Source organism: Enterobacter sp. MEB024 (genome assembly GCF_030209635.1).
Taxonomy (GTDB): Bacteria; Pseudomonadota; Gammaproteobacteria; order Enterobacterales; family Enterobacteriaceae; genus Enterobacter; species Enterobacter ludwigii.
Map to the genome: position 1 here is coordinate 274106 of NZ_JARVRQ010000006.1, position 18085 is coordinate 292190.

Annotated in this window: 19 protein-coding genes; 11 read left to right on the plus strand and 8 right to left on the minus strand. The window is 56.5% G+C overall.

All coding sequences use genetic code 11. The features are described 5' to 3' along the window. Nucleotides 1-134: 134 nt before the first annotated feature. The 6 genes from hpaB to yjiA all read left to right on the plus strand — a co-directional run bounded on the left by hpaB (nt 135) and on the right by yjiA (nt 6934). On the plus strand, nt 135-1697 hold the full coding sequence (gene hpaB / locus QRN24_RS12910; protein ID WP_014168483.1) for a 4-hydroxyphenylacetate 3-monooxygenase, oxygenase component: 1563 nt from the start codon (nt 135-137) through the stop codon (nt 1695-1697). Nucleotides 1698-1714: 17 nt separating this feature from the next. Next, on the plus strand, nt 1715-2224 hold the full coding sequence (locus QRN24_RS12915; protein WP_014168481.1) for a 4-hydroxyphenylacetate 3-monooxygenase reductase subunit: 510 nt from the start codon (nt 1715-1717) through the stop codon (nt 2222-2224). Nucleotides 2225-2402: 178 nt separating this feature from the next. Further along, nucleotides 2403-3326 (plus strand): helix-turn-helix transcriptional regulator, encoded by a 924-nt coding sequence (locus tag QRN24_RS12920; RefSeq protein ID WP_284942768.1) that lies wholly within the window; start codon nt 2403-2405, stop codon nt 3324-3326. Between the two features lie 190 nt (nt 3327-3516). Next, complete coding sequence (locus tag QRN24_RS12925; RefSeq protein WP_020885314.1) at nt 3517-5670, plus strand: carbon starvation CstA family protein; 2154 nt, start codon at nt 3517-3519, stop codon at nt 5668-5670. 96 nt (nt 5671-5766) lie between these two features. Further along, nucleotides 5767-5970 (plus strand): YbdD/YjiX family protein, encoded by a 204-nt coding sequence (locus QRN24_RS12930; RefSeq protein WP_003856610.1) that lies wholly within the window; start codon nt 5767-5769, stop codon nt 5968-5970. A 10-nt stretch (nt 5971-5980) separates the two neighbouring features. Beyond that, a complete protein-coding gene (yjiA, locus tag QRN24_RS12935; protein ID WP_020885316.1) occupies nt 5981-6934 on the plus strand; it encodes a GTPase in 954 nt (317 codons plus the stop codon). Nucleotides 6935-6980: 46 nt separating this feature from the next. Here yjiA and QRN24_RS12940 read toward each other — a convergent pair whose 3' ends face one another. Next, nucleotides 6981-8339: an esterase-like activity of phytase family protein gene (locus QRN24_RS12940; protein WP_049023611.1), complete on the minus strand. Its 1359-nt coding sequence runs from the start codon at nt 8337-8339 to the stop codon at nt 6981-6983. Between the two features lie 412 nt (nt 8340-8751). Between QRN24_RS12940 and QRN24_RS12945 the strand changes: the two genes are divergently transcribed. Both QRN24_RS12945 and QRN24_RS12950 read left to right on the plus strand, forming a co-directional pair. After that, entirely contained in the window at nt 8752-9297 is a 546-nt protein-coding gene (locus QRN24_RS12945; RefSeq protein ID WP_014168475.1) for a YfaZ family outer membrane protein, read from the plus strand. Further along, the gene (locus tag QRN24_RS12950; protein WP_020885318.1) at nt 9297-9617 is read left to right on the plus strand and encodes a hypothetical protein; all 321 of its coding nucleotides are present in this window, start codon (nt 9297-9299) and stop codon (nt 9615-9617) included. Before QRN24_RS12945 ends, QRN24_RS12950 begins: the two co-directional genes overlap by 1 nt. 43 nt (nt 9618-9660) lie before the next feature. Here QRN24_RS12950 and QRN24_RS12955 read toward each other — a convergent pair whose 3' ends face one another. Then, nucleotides 9661-11031, minus strand: a complete 1371-nt coding sequence (locus QRN24_RS12955; protein WP_025205640.1) for an NAD-dependent succinate-semialdehyde dehydrogenase — start codon at nt 11029-11031, stop codon at nt 9661-9663. A 154-nt stretch (nt 11032-11185) separates the two neighbouring features. Between QRN24_RS12955 and QRN24_RS12960 the strand changes: the two genes are divergently transcribed. Genes QRN24_RS12960 through QRN24_RS12970 form a run of 3 tightly spaced genes read left to right on the plus strand, consistent with a single transcriptional unit; the run spans nt 11186 to nt 13906 of the window. Next, complete coding sequence (locus tag QRN24_RS12960) at nt 11186-11938, plus strand: AraC family transcriptional regulator (protein ID WP_049023612.1); 753 nt, start codon at nt 11186-11188, stop codon at nt 11936-11938. Between the two features lie 39 nt (nt 11939-11977). Continuing rightward, entirely contained in the window at nt 11978-12631 is a 654-nt protein-coding gene (locus tag QRN24_RS12965; protein WP_020885321.1) for a LysE family translocator, read from the plus strand. 3 nt (nt 12632-12634) lie between these two features. Further along, the gene (locus QRN24_RS12970; RefSeq protein WP_284942769.1) at nt 12635-13906 is read left to right on the plus strand and encodes a DUF445 domain-containing protein; all 1272 of its coding nucleotides are present in this window, start codon (nt 12635-12637) and stop codon (nt 13904-13906) included. Here the strand turns inward: QRN24_RS12970 and QRN24_RS12975 are convergent. From QRN24_RS12975 to QRN24_RS13000, 6 genes are all read right to left on the minus strand, one after another. Next, a complete protein-coding gene (locus QRN24_RS12975; RefSeq protein ID WP_014168468.1) occupies nt 13903-14979 on the minus strand; it encodes a DUF2955 domain-containing protein in 1077 nt (358 codons plus the stop codon). The two genes, QRN24_RS12970 and QRN24_RS12975, sit on opposite strands and share 4 nt — an antisense overlap. Then, complete coding sequence (locus tag QRN24_RS12980; RefSeq protein ID WP_152691356.1) at nt 14969-16036, minus strand: HlyD family secretion protein; 1068 nt, start codon at nt 16034-16036, stop codon at nt 14969-14971. Before QRN24_RS12980 ends, QRN24_RS12975 begins: the two co-directional genes overlap by 11 nt. Further along, nucleotides 16033-16503, minus strand: a complete 471-nt coding sequence (locus QRN24_RS12985) for a MarR family winged helix-turn-helix transcriptional regulator (protein WP_044858795.1) — start codon at nt 16501-16503, stop codon at nt 16033-16035. The genes QRN24_RS12980 and QRN24_RS12985 overlap by 4 nt, the downstream gene beginning before the upstream one ends. 135 nt (nt 16504-16638) lie before the next feature. Continuing rightward, the gene (locus QRN24_RS12990) at nt 16639-17334 is read right to left on the minus strand and encodes an ArsR/SmtB family transcription factor (protein WP_040018547.1); all 696 of its coding nucleotides are present in this window, start codon (nt 17332-17334) and stop codon (nt 16639-16641) included. Beyond that, nucleotides 17327-17704 (minus strand): amino acid-binding protein, encoded by a 378-nt coding sequence (locus QRN24_RS12995; protein WP_106503696.1) that lies wholly within the window; start codon nt 17702-17704, stop codon nt 17327-17329. The genes QRN24_RS12990 and QRN24_RS12995 overlap by 8 nt, the downstream gene beginning before the upstream one ends. After that, a complete protein-coding gene (locus tag QRN24_RS13000; RefSeq protein ID WP_014168463.1) occupies nt 17697-18020 on the minus strand; it encodes an antibiotic biosynthesis monooxygenase family protein in 324 nt (107 codons plus the stop codon). The genes QRN24_RS12995 and QRN24_RS13000 overlap by 8 nt, the downstream gene beginning before the upstream one ends. Between the last annotated feature and the right edge of the window lie 65 nt (nt 18021-18085).

Here is an 18085-nt window from a genome sequence, read left to right on the forward strand (position 1 = left end):
ACACTCTGCGATCATATGCGAAAAGTACCAGCCGTTGTCCCAATCGTCCCTTCACGTTCACCCCCGCTCAGGCTTCAATTAAACAACAAAAACAAAACATAAATTTAACATCACTGTTCCGATACGAGGTCCCTATGAAGCCTGAAGATTTCCGCGCTGATGCCAAACGTCCGTTAACCGGTGAAGAGTATTTAAAAAGCCTGCAGGATGGCCGTGAGATTTATATCTACGGCGAGCGCGTCAAAGACGTGACCACTCATCCGGCGTTTCGCAATGCGGCAGCCTCCATCGCACAGATGTACGATGCGCTGCACAAGCCTGACATGCAGGACACGCTGTGCTGGGGTACCGATACCGGCAGCGGCGGCTACACCCATAAGTTTTTCCGCGTGGCGAAAAGCGCCGACGACCTGCGTCAACAGCGTGACGCCATCGCCGAGTGGTCGCGCCTGAGCTACGGCTGGATGGGCCGCACCCCGGACTACAAGGCGGCGTTTGGCTGCGCGCTCGGTGCCAATCCGGCGTTCTACGGCCAGTTCGAACAGAACGCCCGCAACTGGTACACCCGTATTCAGGAAACCGGGCTTTACTTCAACCACGCCATCGTTAACCCCCCCATCGACCGTCACAAACCGGCGGACGAAGTAAAAGACGTCTACATCAAGCTGGAAAAAGAGACCGACGCCGGGATCATCGTTAGCGGCGCAAAAGTGGTGGCAACCAACTCGGCGCTGACTCACTACAACATGATCGGTTTTGGCTCCGCACAGGTGATGGGCGAAAACCCGGACTTCGCGCTGATGTTCGTTGCGCCAATGGACGCCGAAGGCGTGAAGTTGATCTCTCGCGCCTCTTACGAAATGGTGGCAGGCGCGACCGGCTCTCCGTACGACTACCCGCTCTCCAGCCGTTTCGACGAAAACGACGCGATCCTGGTGATGGATCATGTGTTGATCCCCTGGGAAAACGTGCTGATCTACCGCGATTTCGATCGCTGCCGTCGCTGGACCATGGAAGGCGGTTTTGCCCGCATGTACCCGCTGCAGGCCTGCGTACGTCTGGCGGTGAAGCTCGATTTCATTACCGCGCTGCTGAAGAAATCGCTGGAGTGTACCGGCACCCTGGAGTTCCGCGGCGTGCAGGCGGATCTCGGGGAAGTGGTGGCCTGGCGCAACATGTTCTGGGCGCTGAGCGACTCCATGTGTTCTGAAGCCACGCCGTGGGTGAATGGTGCGTACCTGCCGGATCACGCGGCGCTGCAGACCTACCGCGTCATGGCCCCGATGGCCTATGCGAAGATCAAGAACATCATCGAGCGTAACGTCACCAGCGGCCTGATCTATCTGCCGTCCAGCGCACGAGACCTGAACAATCCGCAGATCGACCAGTATCTGGCGAAATACGTGCGCGGCTCCAACGGCATGGATCACGTGGAACGCATTAAGATTTTGAAACTGATGTGGGATGCCATCGGCAGCGAGTTTGGTGGTCGTCACGAGCTGTATGAGATCAACTACTCCGGCAGCCAGGACGAAATCCGTCTGCAGTGTCTGCGTCAGGCACAGAGCTCTGGCAACATGGACAAAATGATGGCAATGGTCGACCGCTGCATGTCCGAGTACGACCAGCATGGCTGGACGGTGCCGCACCTGCACAATAATTCCGATATCAACATGCTGGATAAGCTGCTGAAATAACGCAGCGGGAGGTTTCAATGCATACAGAACAACGCCTGCGTTTTCGCGATGCGATGGCCAGCCTGTCGGCGGCGGTTAACGTTGTCACCACCGAGGGCGATGCAGGACGCTGCGGTATCACCGCCACCGCCGTCTGTTCGGTCACGGACACCCCGCCATCGTTGATGGTCTGCATCAATGCCAACAGTGCCATGAACCCGGTTTTCCAGGGTAACGGTAAGCTGTGCGTTAACGTGCTGAACCATGAGCAGGAGATCATGGCCCGCCACTTCGCCGGGATGACCGGCATGGCAATGGACGATCGCTTTGCCCTCTCCTGCTGGCAGAAAGGTCCGCAGGGGCAACCGGTGCTGAAGGGCGCGCTGGCAAGCCTTGAAGGCGAGATTAGCCAGGTGCAAACCATCGGCACCCATCTGGTTTATCTCGTTGAAATTAAAAACATCATTCTGAGCGAAGCGGGACACGGCCTGATCTATTTTAAACGCCGTTTCCACCCCGTCATGATGGAGACTGAAGCCGCAGTGTGACCCCCTCCTGCGCTGGCCGTTTCCCGGCCAGCGCCAATTTCCACAAAAATTCCTAAGGTTTCCGCTTAATCACGCCGTTATATAGCCATAAGAGAAATTTTCTGTGTCTGAATACTGACAATACATGTCAGTGCGACCCGCATCATTCAGCGCATACCCTAATATACAGGAAGACCTTATGGCTAAATCGACGCGGAGCCGCTCGGCTGAACGTCTGGTCGATATTCTGGTTGAGTTACATTTAAATGGTGTGGTAAACCGCAGTGCGCTCATGGAAAAATTTAAAATTACCGAGCGCACTGTCTACCGGGATTTAAATGCGCTTTCACCTATTGTGGAACATACCGGTAACGGACTGTATCGTCTGATCCACTCCGCACAATCTCCCGGTGGACAAGGATTACATCACACGATTGCTAACTTCCTGAATGCCGATAGCTTTTTCCCGGAAAGAAATACGGAGTTCTGGCAGAAACTTGAAACACGCGTTGACGAAAATCATATTCTTATTCTTATTCTTGGCAACGAAGCAGAGCACACGGTAGAACATGATATTCGTCGCTATTTATCGAAAATCGAGAAATCGATTAAGAATCGTAATGTATGCCAGATCGTTTATAAGGGTAAAACCCGCCTGATTAATCCCTATAAACTCATTAACAATAAAAATATATGGTATTTACAAGCCACCGAGAATAGCCGGCTAAAATCCTTCTCGTTGAGTCAGATTAGCTGGTTTGATATTCAACAAAAAACCTTCACGCCGGAAGAAAATGCGCTCGGGCTGCTGGAAAAAAGTCTTGATCCGTGGGTGTCGGAAGACACTTTCGAAGTGAAAATATTCATTAAAGATACTATTTCACATTACTTTATGCGCCGCGACCTGCTGCCGGAACAAGAGCTTGTCGGTGAGCAGCACAACGGCGTCACGCTGCGCTGTCAGGCGGCACACGAGAACCAGATCCTGCCGCTGCTGTTCTACTGGCTGCCGAACATTCAAATCCTGGAGCCCAACTGGCTAAAAGAGAAGCTGCTTAAAACGCTGGAAAATTATCTGGCGGTAGAGCGCACAGCAGATAACCACGTGATCTCAATCACATAATTTCTCCCGGCGGCGGCGAGACGGAACCACTCGCCGCCCTCTTTGACCGCTCACCTGGCCCTTTCAACCGCTCATTCATTTACCTGTCTTTACACGCGCGTGGTTCTGGCACGATCGCTCCAGCATTAATCAATACCTCCTCATAACGAACCCTGACCCTTTTTCATTACATAAAAAACCAGGTCTTACTATGGATACGAAAAAACTACTGAAGCACGTGCCCTGGGCGTTACTCGGGATCCTCGGCGCTTTTTGTCTGGCGGTTGTCGCACTACGCCGGGGCGAACACGTAAGCGCCCTGTGGATCGTCGTTGCGTCTGTCTCCGTCTATCTTGTTGCTTATCGCTACTACAGCTTATACATCGCGCAGAAGGTCATGAAACTCGACCCGACGCGTGCCACTCCGGCGGTCATTAATAATGACGGCCTCAACTACGTGCCCACCAACCGCTACGTGTTGTTTGGTCACCACTTTGCCGCTATCGCCGGTGCGGGTCCGCTGGTCGGCCCGGTTCTGGCCGCGCAGATGGGCTACCTGCCTGGTACCCTGTGGCTGCTCGCGGGCGTAGTGCTGGCCGGGGCGGTGCAGGACTTTATGGTGCTGTTTATCTCTTCTCGCCGTAACGGCGCCTCTCTGGGTGAGATGGTGAAAGAGGAGATGGGCCGCGTGCCGGGGACCATCGCACTGTTCGGCTGCTTCCTGATTATGATCATCATCCTCGCGGTGCTGGCGTTAATCGTGGTGAAAGCGCTGGCCGAAAGTCCGTGGGGGGTCTTCACCGTCTGCTCTACCGTGCCGATTGCGCTGTTCATGGGTATCTACATGCGCTTTATCCGCCCGGGTCGCGTGGGTGAAGTGTCGGTGATTGGTATTGTGCTGCTGGTTGCATCCATCTACTTCGGTGGCGTGATTGCGCACGACCCGTACTGGGGCCCGGCGCTGACCTTCAAGGACACCACCATCACCTTCGCGCTGATTGGGTATGCGTTTGTCTCCGCTCTTCTGCCGGTCTGGCTGATCCTGGCACCGCGTGACTACCTGGCGACCTTCCTGAAAATCGGCGTTATCGTCGGTCTGGCGATCGGCATCCTGGTAATTAACCCGGATCTCAAAATGCCGGCAGTGACCCAGTACATCGACGGTACCGGTCCTCTGTGGAAAGGTGCGCTGTTCCCGTTCCTGTTTATCACCATCGCCTGCGGTGCGGTCTCTGGCTTCCACGCCCTGATTGCTTCCGGTACCACACCGAAGCTGCTGGCTAACGAAAAAGACGCGCGTCTGATTGGCTACGGCGCAATGCTGATGGAGTCTTTCGTGGCGATCATGGCGCTGGTTGCCGCGTCCATCATCGAACCGGGTCTCTACTTCGCGATGAACACCCCTCCAGCAGGCCTGGGGATTACCATGCCAAACCTGCATGAGATGGGCGGTGATAACGCGGCGCTGATCATGGCGCAGCTGAAAGATGCGAGCGCACATGCTGCCGCAACCGTCAGCTCCTGGGGCTTCGTGATTTCGCCTGAGCAGATCATGCAGACCGCGAAAGACATTGGCGAACCGTCAGTCCTGAACCGCGCCGGTGGCGCACCGACGCTGGCAGTGGGTATCGCACACGTGTTCCACAAAGTGCTGCCGTGGGCGGACATGGGCTTCTGGTACCACTTCGGTATTCTCTTTGAAGCGTTGTTCATCCTCACCGCGCTGGACGCCGGTACCCGTGCGGGACGCTTTATGCTGCAGGACCTGCTGGGTAACTTCGTGCCGTTCCTGAAGAAAACCGACTCTCTGGTGGCGGGTATTCTGGGAACCGCGGGCTGCGTGGGTCTGTGGGGCTACCTGCTGTATCAGGGCGTTGTCGACCCGCTGGGCGGCGTGAAGAGCCTGTGGCCGCTGTTCGGTATCTCTAACCAGATGCTGGCCGCTGTCGCCCTGGTTCTTGGCACCGTTGTACTGGTGAAGATGAAACGCACCAAATACATCTGGGTCACCGTGATCCCTGCGCTGTGGCTGCTGCTCTGCACCACCTGGGCACTTGGTCTGAAACTGTTCAGCGCCAATCCGCAGCTGGAAGGCTTCTTCTTCATGGCTAACCAGTACAAAGAGAAAATTGCCGCAGGCGGTGCGGACCTCACTGCCCAGCAGATTGCCAACATGAACCATATCGTGGTGAACAACTACACCAACGCAGGTTTGAGCATTCTGTTCCTGGTGGTGGTGTACAGCATCATCTTCTACGGCATTAAAACCTGGCTGAACGTGCGTAACGCCGAGGGTCGTACGGATAAAGAAACCCCGTATGTCCCGGTACCGGAAGGCGGCGTGAAGACCTCTTCACACCACTAATCCGCCCTCGCATCCCTCTCCCTCCGGGAGAGGGTTAGGGTGAAGGGAAACTACGCCCGGCAGCCCCTGCCGGGCTTTTTCTATCTGGAAGGCACAATGTTTGGTAACTTAGGCGAAGCGAAAAAATACCTCGGTCAGGCGGCGAAAATGCTGATTGGCATTCCGGACTATGACAACTACGTTGAGCATATGAAGACCAACCATCCGGATAAACCGTACATGACCTATACCGAATTCTTCCGCGAGCGTCAGGAAGCGCGCTACGGCGGGAGTGGAGAAGGCGGCGTACGCTGCTGCTAAAGGAGAGACCATGACCCCGATTGCCGTCACCCTGCTGACCGGTTTCCTTGGCGCCGGTAAAACCACCCTGCTGCGCCACATTCTGAACGCGCAGCACGGCTTCAAAATCGCCGTGATCGAAAACGAATTCGGCGAAGTCTCGGTCGACGATCAGCTGATTGGCGATCGCGCCACGCAGATCAAAACCCTGACTAACGGCTGCATCTGCTGCACCCGCTCGAATGAATTAGAAGACGCCCTGCTGGATCTGCTCGACAGCCGCGATCGCGGTGAAATCGATTTTGATCGCCTGGTGATTGAATGCACCGGTATGGCCGACCCCGGCCCGATTATTCAGACCTTTTTCGCCCATGAGATCCTCTGCCAGCGCTACCTGCTGGACGGCGTCATTGCGCTGGTCGACGCGGTTCATGCCGACGAACAGATGAACCAGTTCACCCTCGCCCAGTCGCAGGTGGGCTACGCCGATCGCATCCTGCTGACCAAAACCGACGTGGCGGGCGACAGCGAAAAACTGCGCGAGCGCCTGACGCGTATCAACTCGCGCGCGCCGATTTACATCGCGACGCACGGTGATATCGACCTCTCGCAGCTGTTCAACACCAACGGCTTTATGCTGGAAGAGCATGTCACCTCAACGCCGCGCTTCCACTTTATGGCAGATAAGCAAAACGACGTCTCGTCGATTGTGGTCGAGCTGGATTACCCGGTGGATATCAGCGACGTCTCCCGCGTCATGGAAAACCTGCTGCTCTCTTTTGCCGACAGGCTGTTGCGCTACAAAGGGATGCTGTGGATTGATGGCGAACCGAACCGCCTGCTGTTCCAGGGCGTACAGCGGCTGTACAGCGCGGACTGGGACAGACCGTGGGGAGATGAAACGCCGCGAAGCGTCATGGTGTTTATTGGGCTACAGCTGCCGGAAGATGAGATCCGGACAGCGTTTGCAGCACTGCGCAAATAACCGTACGAACGCAGCCCTCTCCGCAGTTGAGGAGAGGGCTGGGAGATTATTTCAGCGCGTCGGGCAGCGTCACAATCCACAGTTCGCTTTCTGACGCCGGCTTCGCCAGCGGCTTCACGGCGAGGGTGGTCGCAACCGGTTTATCATCAATCGTGAGCGCACCTTGCGAATTCACCCGATAATCCTTGAGCTTCTTGCCCTCGACCGGATTTTCCATCGCCACCTTCACGCCAAAGTCGTTATCGTTCGCGACCGCCAGCGTGTTGTTGTCAATCAGCGCTAACCCTTCGGCCTTTTCCTGCTGCCAGCCAAGCGCGCGCAAATCCACGACCTGGGTTTTAGCCGCTAGCGTAATGCCGCGCTGGGCCAGCGTTTTCTCGTCATCAAACTCCGGGTATTCGCCCGGCTTATCGAAGCGTGTCAGATCGCTCGCCTTGCTGAGGTCCACCTTGTAGATGAGGTTGCGCATGCCATCGTTTTTATCGCTGCCCTGCTCAATCAGCAGCAGGTGCTGGTTATCAAGCGCCACAATGTCACCGATTTTGGCGTCACTGTTTTTGCTGTAGGCTGCGCTGTCGATGGGATAACCATACATCGCGGTTTTCCCGGTCGCCGGGTCGAAGCTCACCAGGCGGGTAAACAGCGCCTGTTTTTTGCTTTTACCGTCGATATCCAGCGTGCTTTGCACCGCGGCAATGATACGCCCGTCCGGCATACGGGTCAGGCCTTCAAAGCCCCGGTTTGGTTGACGCCATTTAATAATATTCGGCAAGCCGCCCGCGATGGATTTCTCGCCTTCCGCCGCCTGCGGACCGTGAATCGCCAGGATCTTGCCTTTGCTGTCGACGTTAATCAGGAACGGACCGTACTCGTCGCACAGCCAGTAACCGCCTTTACCATCCGGCGTGATACCTTCCGTATCCAGCCCGCGATTGTCGCCCTTCAGCACCTTTAACGTGTCACTGAACGCCACTTCATTGGTCGAGCCAATCACGCCGCTTTGCAGCGGCAGACCGTTGATCTCGCCTTTATCGTCATGCAGAGGGCGCGCATCGACGGCCTCCGCTTTGCCATTTTGTACGCGAATCGTCATCAGCAGCGGAGCGAAATCGGGCGTGACAAAGATTTTGGCTTCGTTTTTCCCCACTTTCGGCGAATCCGCATTCGGACCGCGATCGGTCACGGTCGCAAACGTCAGGGTATCGCCCTGTTTACCGGTAAACAGCAGGCCAGAGCCAATCCCGACCGGGAGCCCCTTCGGGAACGCACCGGCAAACGCGCCGCTGTAGCTCACGCGCGTGCCTTCGGGGAAGCTGACAACATAGTGTTCGGCCGTGGGCTGCGCCGCCAGGCCAGAGAAAGAGAGCGCACAACCGATAAGCACAGGAATAATTTTTCTTTTCATATTGTTAGTATCCAGAAAGTGAAGCCAACAACGTAAAGAACAAACGTGTCAGGAAAATGACACCGCAGAGATACGCGGGCAGGCAATTGCAGGCGCGTGAACCGCCAGAAATGTAAAACTAAACCACAAAGTGTAAAATTTGAAATGTTTCTGGAAATTATTAGAAAGCCAATTAATTCATGTCAAACGGTTATCCTCTGTCTCGTTCAGTGTCTATTTAGTCAAAAAACTAAACCTGTCCTAAACGTCCAGGTAATACATATTGACCCGGCGATAACTAAACATGAAAGCAACATTTCAAAAGCCAGCCATTAACAAAAACAGCATAAAAACACGACCTTAATCACATTTGCAGTCATAAACATCGCTTGTTAAGGTGGCCTCAGATGAAATTAATGACGAGGCACAAAACATGAAAAAACTGAATGTTCTTCTTCTTTCTGCTCTGACCGTCCTGTCGGGTTCCGCACTGGCTATGGGCGGCACGATTGAGCAAGGTAAAAACTTTACTAATCTTAATCTGGAAATGGGTAAATCCTCATCCGGCGTGTACCTTGAAAGCAACTGGCTCAAAAACACTGACGACGGCACGCAAACAGGTGGCGTTGGCGCCGGTTACAACCTGGAAGTGGGCCCGGTGATGCTGAATGCCGGTGCTAAAGCAATCTACCTTGGCCCGAAAAAAGGCGATAACGGCGTGGCATTCCCCATCGGTGGCGGTATTAACGTTGCGCTGACGGACAGCATCCACGTGTTTGGCGAAGGGTATGCCGCACCAGAAGGTCTGAACAACAGCGTGAAAAACTACGTGGAAGCCAACGGCGGTGTGAGCTGGACGCCAATCACGCCTGTGACGCTGAAAGTGGGTTATCGTCACGTAAGCGTTGACGGCAAAGACGGTCGCCCTGGCCACACGCTGATCGACGGCGCATATGTAGGCGGTGGAGTCACCTTCTGATGAAACACCGCATTACCGCGCTTTGCGTTCTGAGCATCACGCTTCTGCTCACCGGTTGCGTCCAGTATAAATGGGTGAAACCGGGAGTCAGTGACGCTGAGATGAATAAAAAGCTCACGGAATGCGAAGCACAGGCCCTGATTGATCTGCCCCCGGACAATGTTGTGACCGGTTCGAGCTCGGAAAAAATGGACAAATCGAAAAAGAAAAAGGATATTTCCACGAGCTACACGGTTGAAGACGCGAATGAATATCGCCGGGATACCTTAGTCGACAGCTGCATGTTCAAAAGCGGCTGGGACAAGATTGAAGTGCAATAACCTCAAAAAAACCTGCCGGATGGCAGGTTTTTTATTCGCGGAGTTACTTACGCACCACCACCAGCTTCTGGTTCACAAACTCTTTGATCCCCAGGTCCGACAGTTCGCGTCCGTAACCGGATCGCTTCACGCCGCCAAACGGCAGCTCTGGCGCGGTATCGGTGAGCCAGTTGATATACACCATGCCGGTCTCAATACGCGACGCCATTTTCTTCGCCCGCTCGATATCCTTGCTGAACACCGCGCCGCCCAGACCATAGTGGGAATCGTTCGCCAGTGCGACCGCTTCGTCATCATTTTTCACCACATAGATCTGCGCCACCGGGCCGAAGAATTCCTCAAAGTAGGCCGGGTTGTCGCGCGAGATATGCGTCAGGATCGTCGGCTCAAAGAAGCACCCGTCACGCTGCACCGGTTTGCCACCGTAATGCAGCGTCGCGCCGTTTTTCACCGCCTCGTTGACCTGTCTGGTCAACGTGTCCAGCGCATCCTGAGAGGACAGCGGCCCCAGGGTGGTGCTCTCGTCCAGCGGATCGCCAATCTTCACCTGCTTAAATGCCTCGGTGAATTTCGCGAGGAAGGCATCCGCAATCTTCTCATGCAGGATGAAACGCTTCGCCGCCGTACAGACCTGACCGGCGTTATTGAGTCGGGCATTCACGCCCGTCTTCACGGCCTTCTCCAGATCGGCATCATCCAGCACCACAAAGACGTCATTACCGCCCAACTCCAGGGTCGATTTTTTGATGTGCTTCGCCGCCTGCGCCGCGACCACGCTACCCGCTTTTTCGGAACCGGTCAGCGCGGCACCCTGTACACGATCGTCGGCGATGATGTTCGCCACCTGATCCGACGAAATAAACAGGTTGGTCCACGCCCCTTCCGGTGCACCGGCCTCGCGCACCAGATGTGCAAACGTCTCTGCACAGTGCGGCACGATGCTGGCGTGTTTGGCGATCACCGGGTTACCGGCCGCCAGGTTCGGGGCGAGGACACGCATCAGCTGGTAATAAGGGAAGTTCCACGGCTCAACGGCCATCAGCACGCCAATAGGGTGGTGCTCGACCCACGCTTCCCCGAGTTCGGAGTCGTACTTCACCGGGGCGAGGAACCGTTGGGCATTATCCGCGTAGTAGCGGGCGATTTGCGCGCACAGTTTCACTTCACCGCGGCTCTGCTCAATGAGCTTACCCATCTCCTTGCTGGCAATTTTGGCCAGATCCTCCGTACGTTCGTCGATGAGGTCCGCAAGTTTACGCAGTACCGGCAGGCGCTGGTTAATGTCGCCTTTTGCCCAGTCCGAATGGTAAAGCGCATCGGCCGCCTTCAGCGCCGCTTCAACATCCGCGTCGGTATGGGAGGGATATTCTTTGATGAGCTGGTTTGTGGCAGGATTTACTGTCTGGTAAGCCATGTCGAATCTCCTTGTTTTACCGCTTAGGGTATTAAGGGTAGACAATATGACTGGCGATGGACGTAAAGTTGGGTATATCCGGAAGGTTCTTAGCGTGGTACTGCAACATGTCGCGCGGGCATGGTATAAAAAACGTTCCTGACAGGAGTCCCCCATGACCGAGACCCGACACATCCGCCAGACCTTTCATCGCGCCTGCGGCCACGAGCTGCGCAGCACGTGGCAGAGCACCCAGGCGTATAAACGTCATTGTCACCCACAGCTCTCTATTGGCGCGATCCTGGAAGGCCAGACGTGCTGCACAGTCCATGACAGGGAGTATATCCTGACCCCTGGCGACATCATCGTCATCCCGGCGCATGCGCCCCACAGCTGCAACCCGGTGGCGGGGCAGCCACGCAGCTATCATATGCTGTATATCGACACTGACCTTTCGCTGGCACTGCAGGTCATTCGCGACCAAACGCTGTTTAATCATTATCTTGACGTGGTTGAGAACATGACCGCGGCCTCCCTGAACGCACTGCTTTGCGCCCTTCCTCCCTCTACAGGCCGTACAGATAAGCCCCATTCATTGAGTCAGCAGGTGCAAGAGGCGTTTCTGTCGAACCTCACCGCCCCGCCTTCCCTTGACGACCTTGCCCGGCGATTTTCACTGCGCAAAGAGACGTTAATCCGCACCTTTAAACAGGACACCGGCCTGACGCCAGGACGCTTTCTCAGCATCTCTCGCGTGGAATACGCCAAAGCGCGACTGCGTGCGGGAGATGATCTCGCCGATGTCGGTTACCAGAGCGGGTTTGCCGACCAGAGCCATTTCCATAAAACCTTTGTCAGCTACACGGCCGCCACGCCTCGCCAGTACGCGACGGGCCGATCAATATCAGACAATAATCAGGATACGTAACGCCGTAAGGTGATCTCCGTTTTTGCTCTGGAGGTCACGATGGAACTGTTCTTCCCTTCCGCTTTTCTCGCCCTGGCGCTGGCGCATTTTGTAGCCCTGTTAAGCCCCGGTCCGGATTTCTTTTTGCTGGTCGGTTACGCCGCGCGTTACCGGCTGCGCGGCAGTGCCGGGTTGTGCCTCGGTATCGCCGCGGGTAACGCGCTCTATATTGTGCTGGTGATTATCGGCTGGAGTGCCCTGCGCACGTTTTCGTGGCTGTTCACCCTTATCGAATTATCCGGCGCGCTCTACCTGCTCTGGATTGGATCGCGGCTGGCGCGCAGCCGCCCGCAGACGCTTGCGCTCAATGAGACTCATCAGCGGTGCCCCTCATTGCGTAAGCAAATCCTGCTGGGGCTCGGTTCGGCACTGTTAAACCCGAAGAATGCACTTTTTTATCTGGCGCTCATGACGGCGCTGTTAGGGCCAGATGTCACGTTGCTTCAGCAGTCAACCTGCGGTGTCTGGATGGTAATGGTGGTGCTGGTCTGGGATTTAGCGCTAGTGTCGCTGATGGGCTTGCCCGTGGTTCAGCGGACGCTCAGCCGTTCACTCTGGCTGATTGAGCGAACCGCTGGCGTGGTGCTGATGGCGTTTGGTGGGTGGGTCGTGTGGCGTTTTTTGCATTTTCTTCCCGCCTCCCTCTATTCTTAAGCCATGGAAAAAATAGCTGAACTTAAACGCGCCAAGTTGCTGGCGCTGTCGCTGCTGCTGATTGCCGCCGCGGCGTTTATCACCACCCTGTTCCTGCCGCAAACCTTCTGGGTGCGCGGCGTAAAGGCCATTGCCGAGGCGGCGATGGTCGGCGCGCTGGCGGACTGGTTTGCCGTCGTCGCGCTGTTTCGCCGGGTGCCCATTCCGTTTATCTCACGCCATACGGCGATCATTCCGCGCAACAAAGACCGCATTGGCGACAATCTGGGTCAGTTCGTGCAGGAAAAGTTTCTCGATACCCAGTCACTGGTGGCATTGATCCGCCGCTATGAGCCGGCACAGATGATTGGCACCTGGTTCAGCCAGCCCGACAACGCCCGGCGCGTCGGGCTGCATCTGATTCAGGTAATGAGCGGTTTTCTTGAACTGACCGACGACGGACGCATTCAGCGGCTGCTCAAACGGGCGGTGCACAAGGCCATCGACAAGTTCGACTTCACCGAAACCAGCGCGGTGATGCTGGAGAGCATGACCCGGAACAATCGCCATCAGGTGCTGCTGGACGCCATCATCAACCGCCTGATCGCGCTTATCCAGCGTGACAGCACGCGGGACTTTATCGCCGACCAGATTGTGCACTGGCTGAAGACCGAGCATCCGCGCAAGGCCATGGTGCTGCCTACCGAGTGGCTCGGCGATCAGAGTGCGGAGATGGTGTCGAATGCGGTGAATACGCTGCTGGATGATATCAGCCACGACCGCACGCACCAGATCCGTCAGGCGTTTGACCGCGCCACGCTGAAGTTTATCGACAACCTGAAAAACGATCCGGAAATGGCCGCCAAAGCCGATAACATCAAGCACTACCTGAAGAACGACGAGGCGTTTAACCGTTATCTGGGCGAGATGTGGGCCGACCTGCGTCAGTGGCTGAAAGCGGATATGCAAAGCGAGGACTCGCGCGTCAGGCAGCGCATCGCCAACGCCGGTCTGTGGTTTGGTGAAACGCTGTCGAACGATGCCAGCCTGCAGGCATCGCTGAACGAGCATCTGGAGCAGGCGGCGCACCGCGTAGCACCGGATTTTGCCGCGTTCCTCACGCGGCATATCAGCGACACGGTCAAGAGCTGGGATGCCAAAGACATGTCGCGCCAGATTGAGCTTAACATCGGCAAAGACCTGCAGTTCATCCGTGTGAACGGCACGCTGGTGGGCGGGACCATTGGCCTGATCCTGTTTTTACTCTCGCAATTGCCTGCCGTGCTCGCGCATTAATTCGCCTCAGGCGGCGCGATCACATAGCGCGTAGGGGCAAAGCGATTGAGGATCAAATGCACCAGGAAGACCATTGTCAGGGTCGCCACCAGCGCAAAGGTCACCGAGGTAATGCGATAGAGATCGCTGAACACCAGGTCGCTGTCCGGGTGCATGTTCTGCCCGAACATAATGCCGATGGTGGTGATGCTGGAAAACCCGACCCCGGCGCCGACCTTCTCCATCACGTGCAGCCGCGCGCCAAATGCCAGCCCAAGGCCGATAAGCGGCATCATCAGCAGCATATGGCTGCTGTGATCGTAAAGGATAAGCTGGACGACCAGAATGTAGAGGCAGCCCAGCACCACGCCTACCACGCGCCAGAGGGAACTCATCACCGCGCCGCGATAGTGCATGGGAAACAGAATCAACACCCCGGCCATCAGCGCGGACAGTGAGTCGCTCAGGTCGCTTATCTGGAAGATGACGAAAATCAGGGTGGCAACGGTCCCGGAAAGCAGCGACTCGTGGCGCACACGGGCGTCATCTTTTTCAATCAGCGGCGGCGGCTTGCGCGGCTCCACGTCCGGCAGCAGGTAATTCATCAGCGCGCTCAGGCACACCGCCATAACGCTCGCTTCGATATTGGAAAACAGCAACGTATGCCAGTCGGTGGTGGGATAGCTCATAAAGTTGAGCATCACGCTCTGGCAGACCACGCCCATCGAACCAAACAGAAACAGCGGTCCCTTACTCATAAAGCGAAAACGCATGACGTACAGGGCGAACACGACTAACGTCATGATCACCGGCCATTGTGACAGATAGCCGATGATAATGACCATTTCAACGCAGTTAAGCGAGGCGCTAAAGATAAATTGCTTCGCCACGTGGCGGTTAAAGACCGGTACCAGCGACAGCAGCATAATGGGGTAGACCACGAAAAACACGCCGTAGTGAGTGTTGTAAAAACTCGAAATGCTCAGCGCAATCATGCCGGCAAAGACGATGCGCAGGGTCTGGCGAAAATCGTTTGCCGTATAGACGATGTTGCCGTGCGGGGTAAACACCCGCGCCAGAGTGTTAATAGACATAGTGCAGCAGGCTCACCAGGTGGATCTGCATCCCGGAGAAGAAGCGCGCAAACGGCCCTTCGCTGTTATAGAGCTGCACGGTGGCACGCGCACCGGTCGGAAGTTGCTTCGGCAGTGCCTCGTCCAGCGCCACGTGGATTCGCATACGCTGGGCATCACGAACCCACCGGTTGGAGGTTTCTGGCTCGGACAGCTCGCCGTTCACCGCCTCCTGTCCGGCGAGGATCCCCGCATCGCTGCTGGTCACATGCGCACGGAAGACGTGTCCCGGTAAGGCGTCAAACACCACGGCGGCATCGGTTCCCTGATGGGTATGGCGCAGGCTCTTCTCGCGGAAGTCGGCCACGATATCGGCCTGATTATTCACCAGCGCCAGCGCGGCCGAACCGGAGGAGGCGTAATAGCCGGGGCTGAGCTGCAGGTTACTGACCGTGCCGTCCGCCTGGGCGTAAACCTTCGTCCAGCCAAGATTCAGTTCCGCTTCATCCAGCGCGTTGCGGTATTTCTGCAGGGTGACGTTGCGGTGTTCTTCCCGCTCACCGCGCTGAATGCGCAGGTTACGGATGTTCGCCTGCAGCGAACTGACGGACTGCTCGCTGCTCTGCCAGGTGGTCCGGACTTTATCCAGATCCGCCTGCGACACGTTCTGCAGCGTGCTGAGTTTCTGATAACGATCGTAGGTCACCTTGTCGTTACGCGCGGTCAGCACGGCGGTTTTCAGGCTGGCCTGTGCGGCCGCGATCTGCGCATCCAGCTGTTCGTTAGAGAGACGCGCCTGCTCCAGCGCGATTTGCGCTGCTTCCACTTTATTGCGAAACGGCGTGTCATCCAGCTCAAACAGCAGGTCGCCTCGCTTCACCTGGCTGTTGTTGTGTACATGGACAGCCGCCACGTAGCCGGAGACGCGCGGAGAAACCGGTGTCACCACGCGCATGACGGTGGAGTCCGGCGTCAGCGGGATCCAGATGTCCGCGACGACAAAGTAGACAAACATCAGCAGGAAAGAGGCAATACTTACCCTTACCCAGCGGGCAAACTTTTGTTCAGGAGTCATTATTTTTCGGTCTTGTTATCTTCTTCGCGGATTTTCCGCAAATTGCAGGCGATTTGATTCAATGTGGCGCTGAAAATATCGAGATGCTCCGGCGCGATGTTTTGCGATACGCGCGCCTGAAATGTCTCGATCACCCGGGAGAGTGTCCTGAGTACGGCGTTCCCCTCCGGCGTCAGCGTGAGTAGCCGGATACGCTTGTCATAAGGCGATACGGTGCGTAACAGGTAACCCTGTTTTTCCAGCTGTGTCAGCGTGCGCATCAGCGGCGGCAGTTCAATACCCTGTACCTCCGCCAGTTCACTCACCGAGACGTTATCCCCAAGCTGTTGAAGCTGCATCATCACCGTCCAGCTCGACTGGGTTAACCCGGTCTCGAGAATAGAGTCGTCAATCACGGCGCGCCACTGACGCACGATCATGGCCATCCGCATCCCCATCGGTCTGCGGCTAAACAGTTCTTCTTCACGCATGGGACATCCTCTCGTAACACGCGGTCAAGATAATAGTTACCAGGGTAAGTATCAAGAAACGAGAGACAAAAGAGCAGGAATTGCGAAAGACGAATGCCCTCTCCCGGTGGGAAAGGGCATCAAACCGCGGAGAATTTAGCGGCTAAAACGTTTTTTAATGGCAACGTTTCCCGACGCGGTGACCACCACGTCCCGATATCCCGCCACCCGCTGGATCCAGCCGTTGCTGTCCAGGTACGCGAGGAGCGCCGCGCCCGCCTCGCCCCCGAGGTGAAACCGCCGCTCGCTCCAGTCAAGACAGGCACAGCAGGCCTTACGGCGCGGATTGGCGCTTAATGAAATACCGAGCGTCAGGAACTGTTCGCGTCCATACACGGTCAGGGCTGATCCGTCCGTCTCCAGCCAGCCCTGCGCCTGCATAAAATCATAGATTTGAACGGCCACCGTCCCTGCCAGATGGTCGTAACAGGTGCGGGCTTCACGCAGGGCTTTCGGGGCGGTGGTTTCCGGCGGGGTGATGCGGCTCCACGACAGCCCCATCATCTGCTCGACCAGTTCCGCCACGTCGTGTCCTGCCAGGCGGTAATAGCGATGCCGCCCCTGTGACAGGCAGGTAATCAGCTTGCCGTCCAGCAGACGGGTCAGGTGCCCGCTGGCAGTGGAGGGGGCGACATCTGCCGCCGCGCTCAACTCGGTGGCGGTCCATGCCCGGCCATCCATCAGCGCACAGAGCATTTTCACACGCGACGGATCCGCCATGGCGGCGGCCACTGCCGCCATGGCCTGTTCCAGCAGCGCGCTGTTGTCAGGGGGTAAACGGGTCTTAAGCATGGACTGCCCATGGTCTGGTGATCTCTGCCGCCAGCTTATCATTATCCGTCAGCAGAATGAGGTGATTCGCATGGTCGCTGTACTGGGTCAGTACAGACACACCGTGAGCCGCTAACGCCGCGGCAATCTCGCCCAGCTCACCGGGGCGCGCCTGCTGCAGTTTTCTGATCAGCGGTTTACGGACTGATCGGACGTTAAACCCGCCCTCAAGCAGCACGCGATGGGCTTTTTCGCCCTCTTCCACCAGGAAATGGGCTTCGGTACCAAACACGCCGCCGCCCTCCAGCCCCACACCATTACACCCCAGCAGCTGGCCAAATCGCGCCAGTTCCCCTGGCGTAGCGTCGAAAATCACATGAACGTCATACATCCGCATGCCCTCCGGTTTCTGAGGCGTATTCCCGCACCACCTGCGCCACCCGAATGCGGTAGTAGGTAAAGATGGCCTCCCGCCCCTCCCTCTGCGCCGCCTGATGAAAGACGTTCTGCTTCCAGCGGCGGACCGCTTCTTCATCCCGCCACCAGGAGAGGGAGAGAATTTTGCCGTCGGTGGTCAGGCTCTGAAAACGCTCGATATCAATAAACCCGTCGATATCCGCCAGCAGGGGCTTGAGTTCGGCTGCGAGCTGCAGGTAACGCGCCTGGTGGGCAGGCGCGGCCTGGGCTTCGAAAAGGACTGCAATCATGGTTGTCTCTCCGTTGTGAGGGTGCGGAGAGCATGCAGGAAAGAAAATGCGGATGCTTCGGTGAA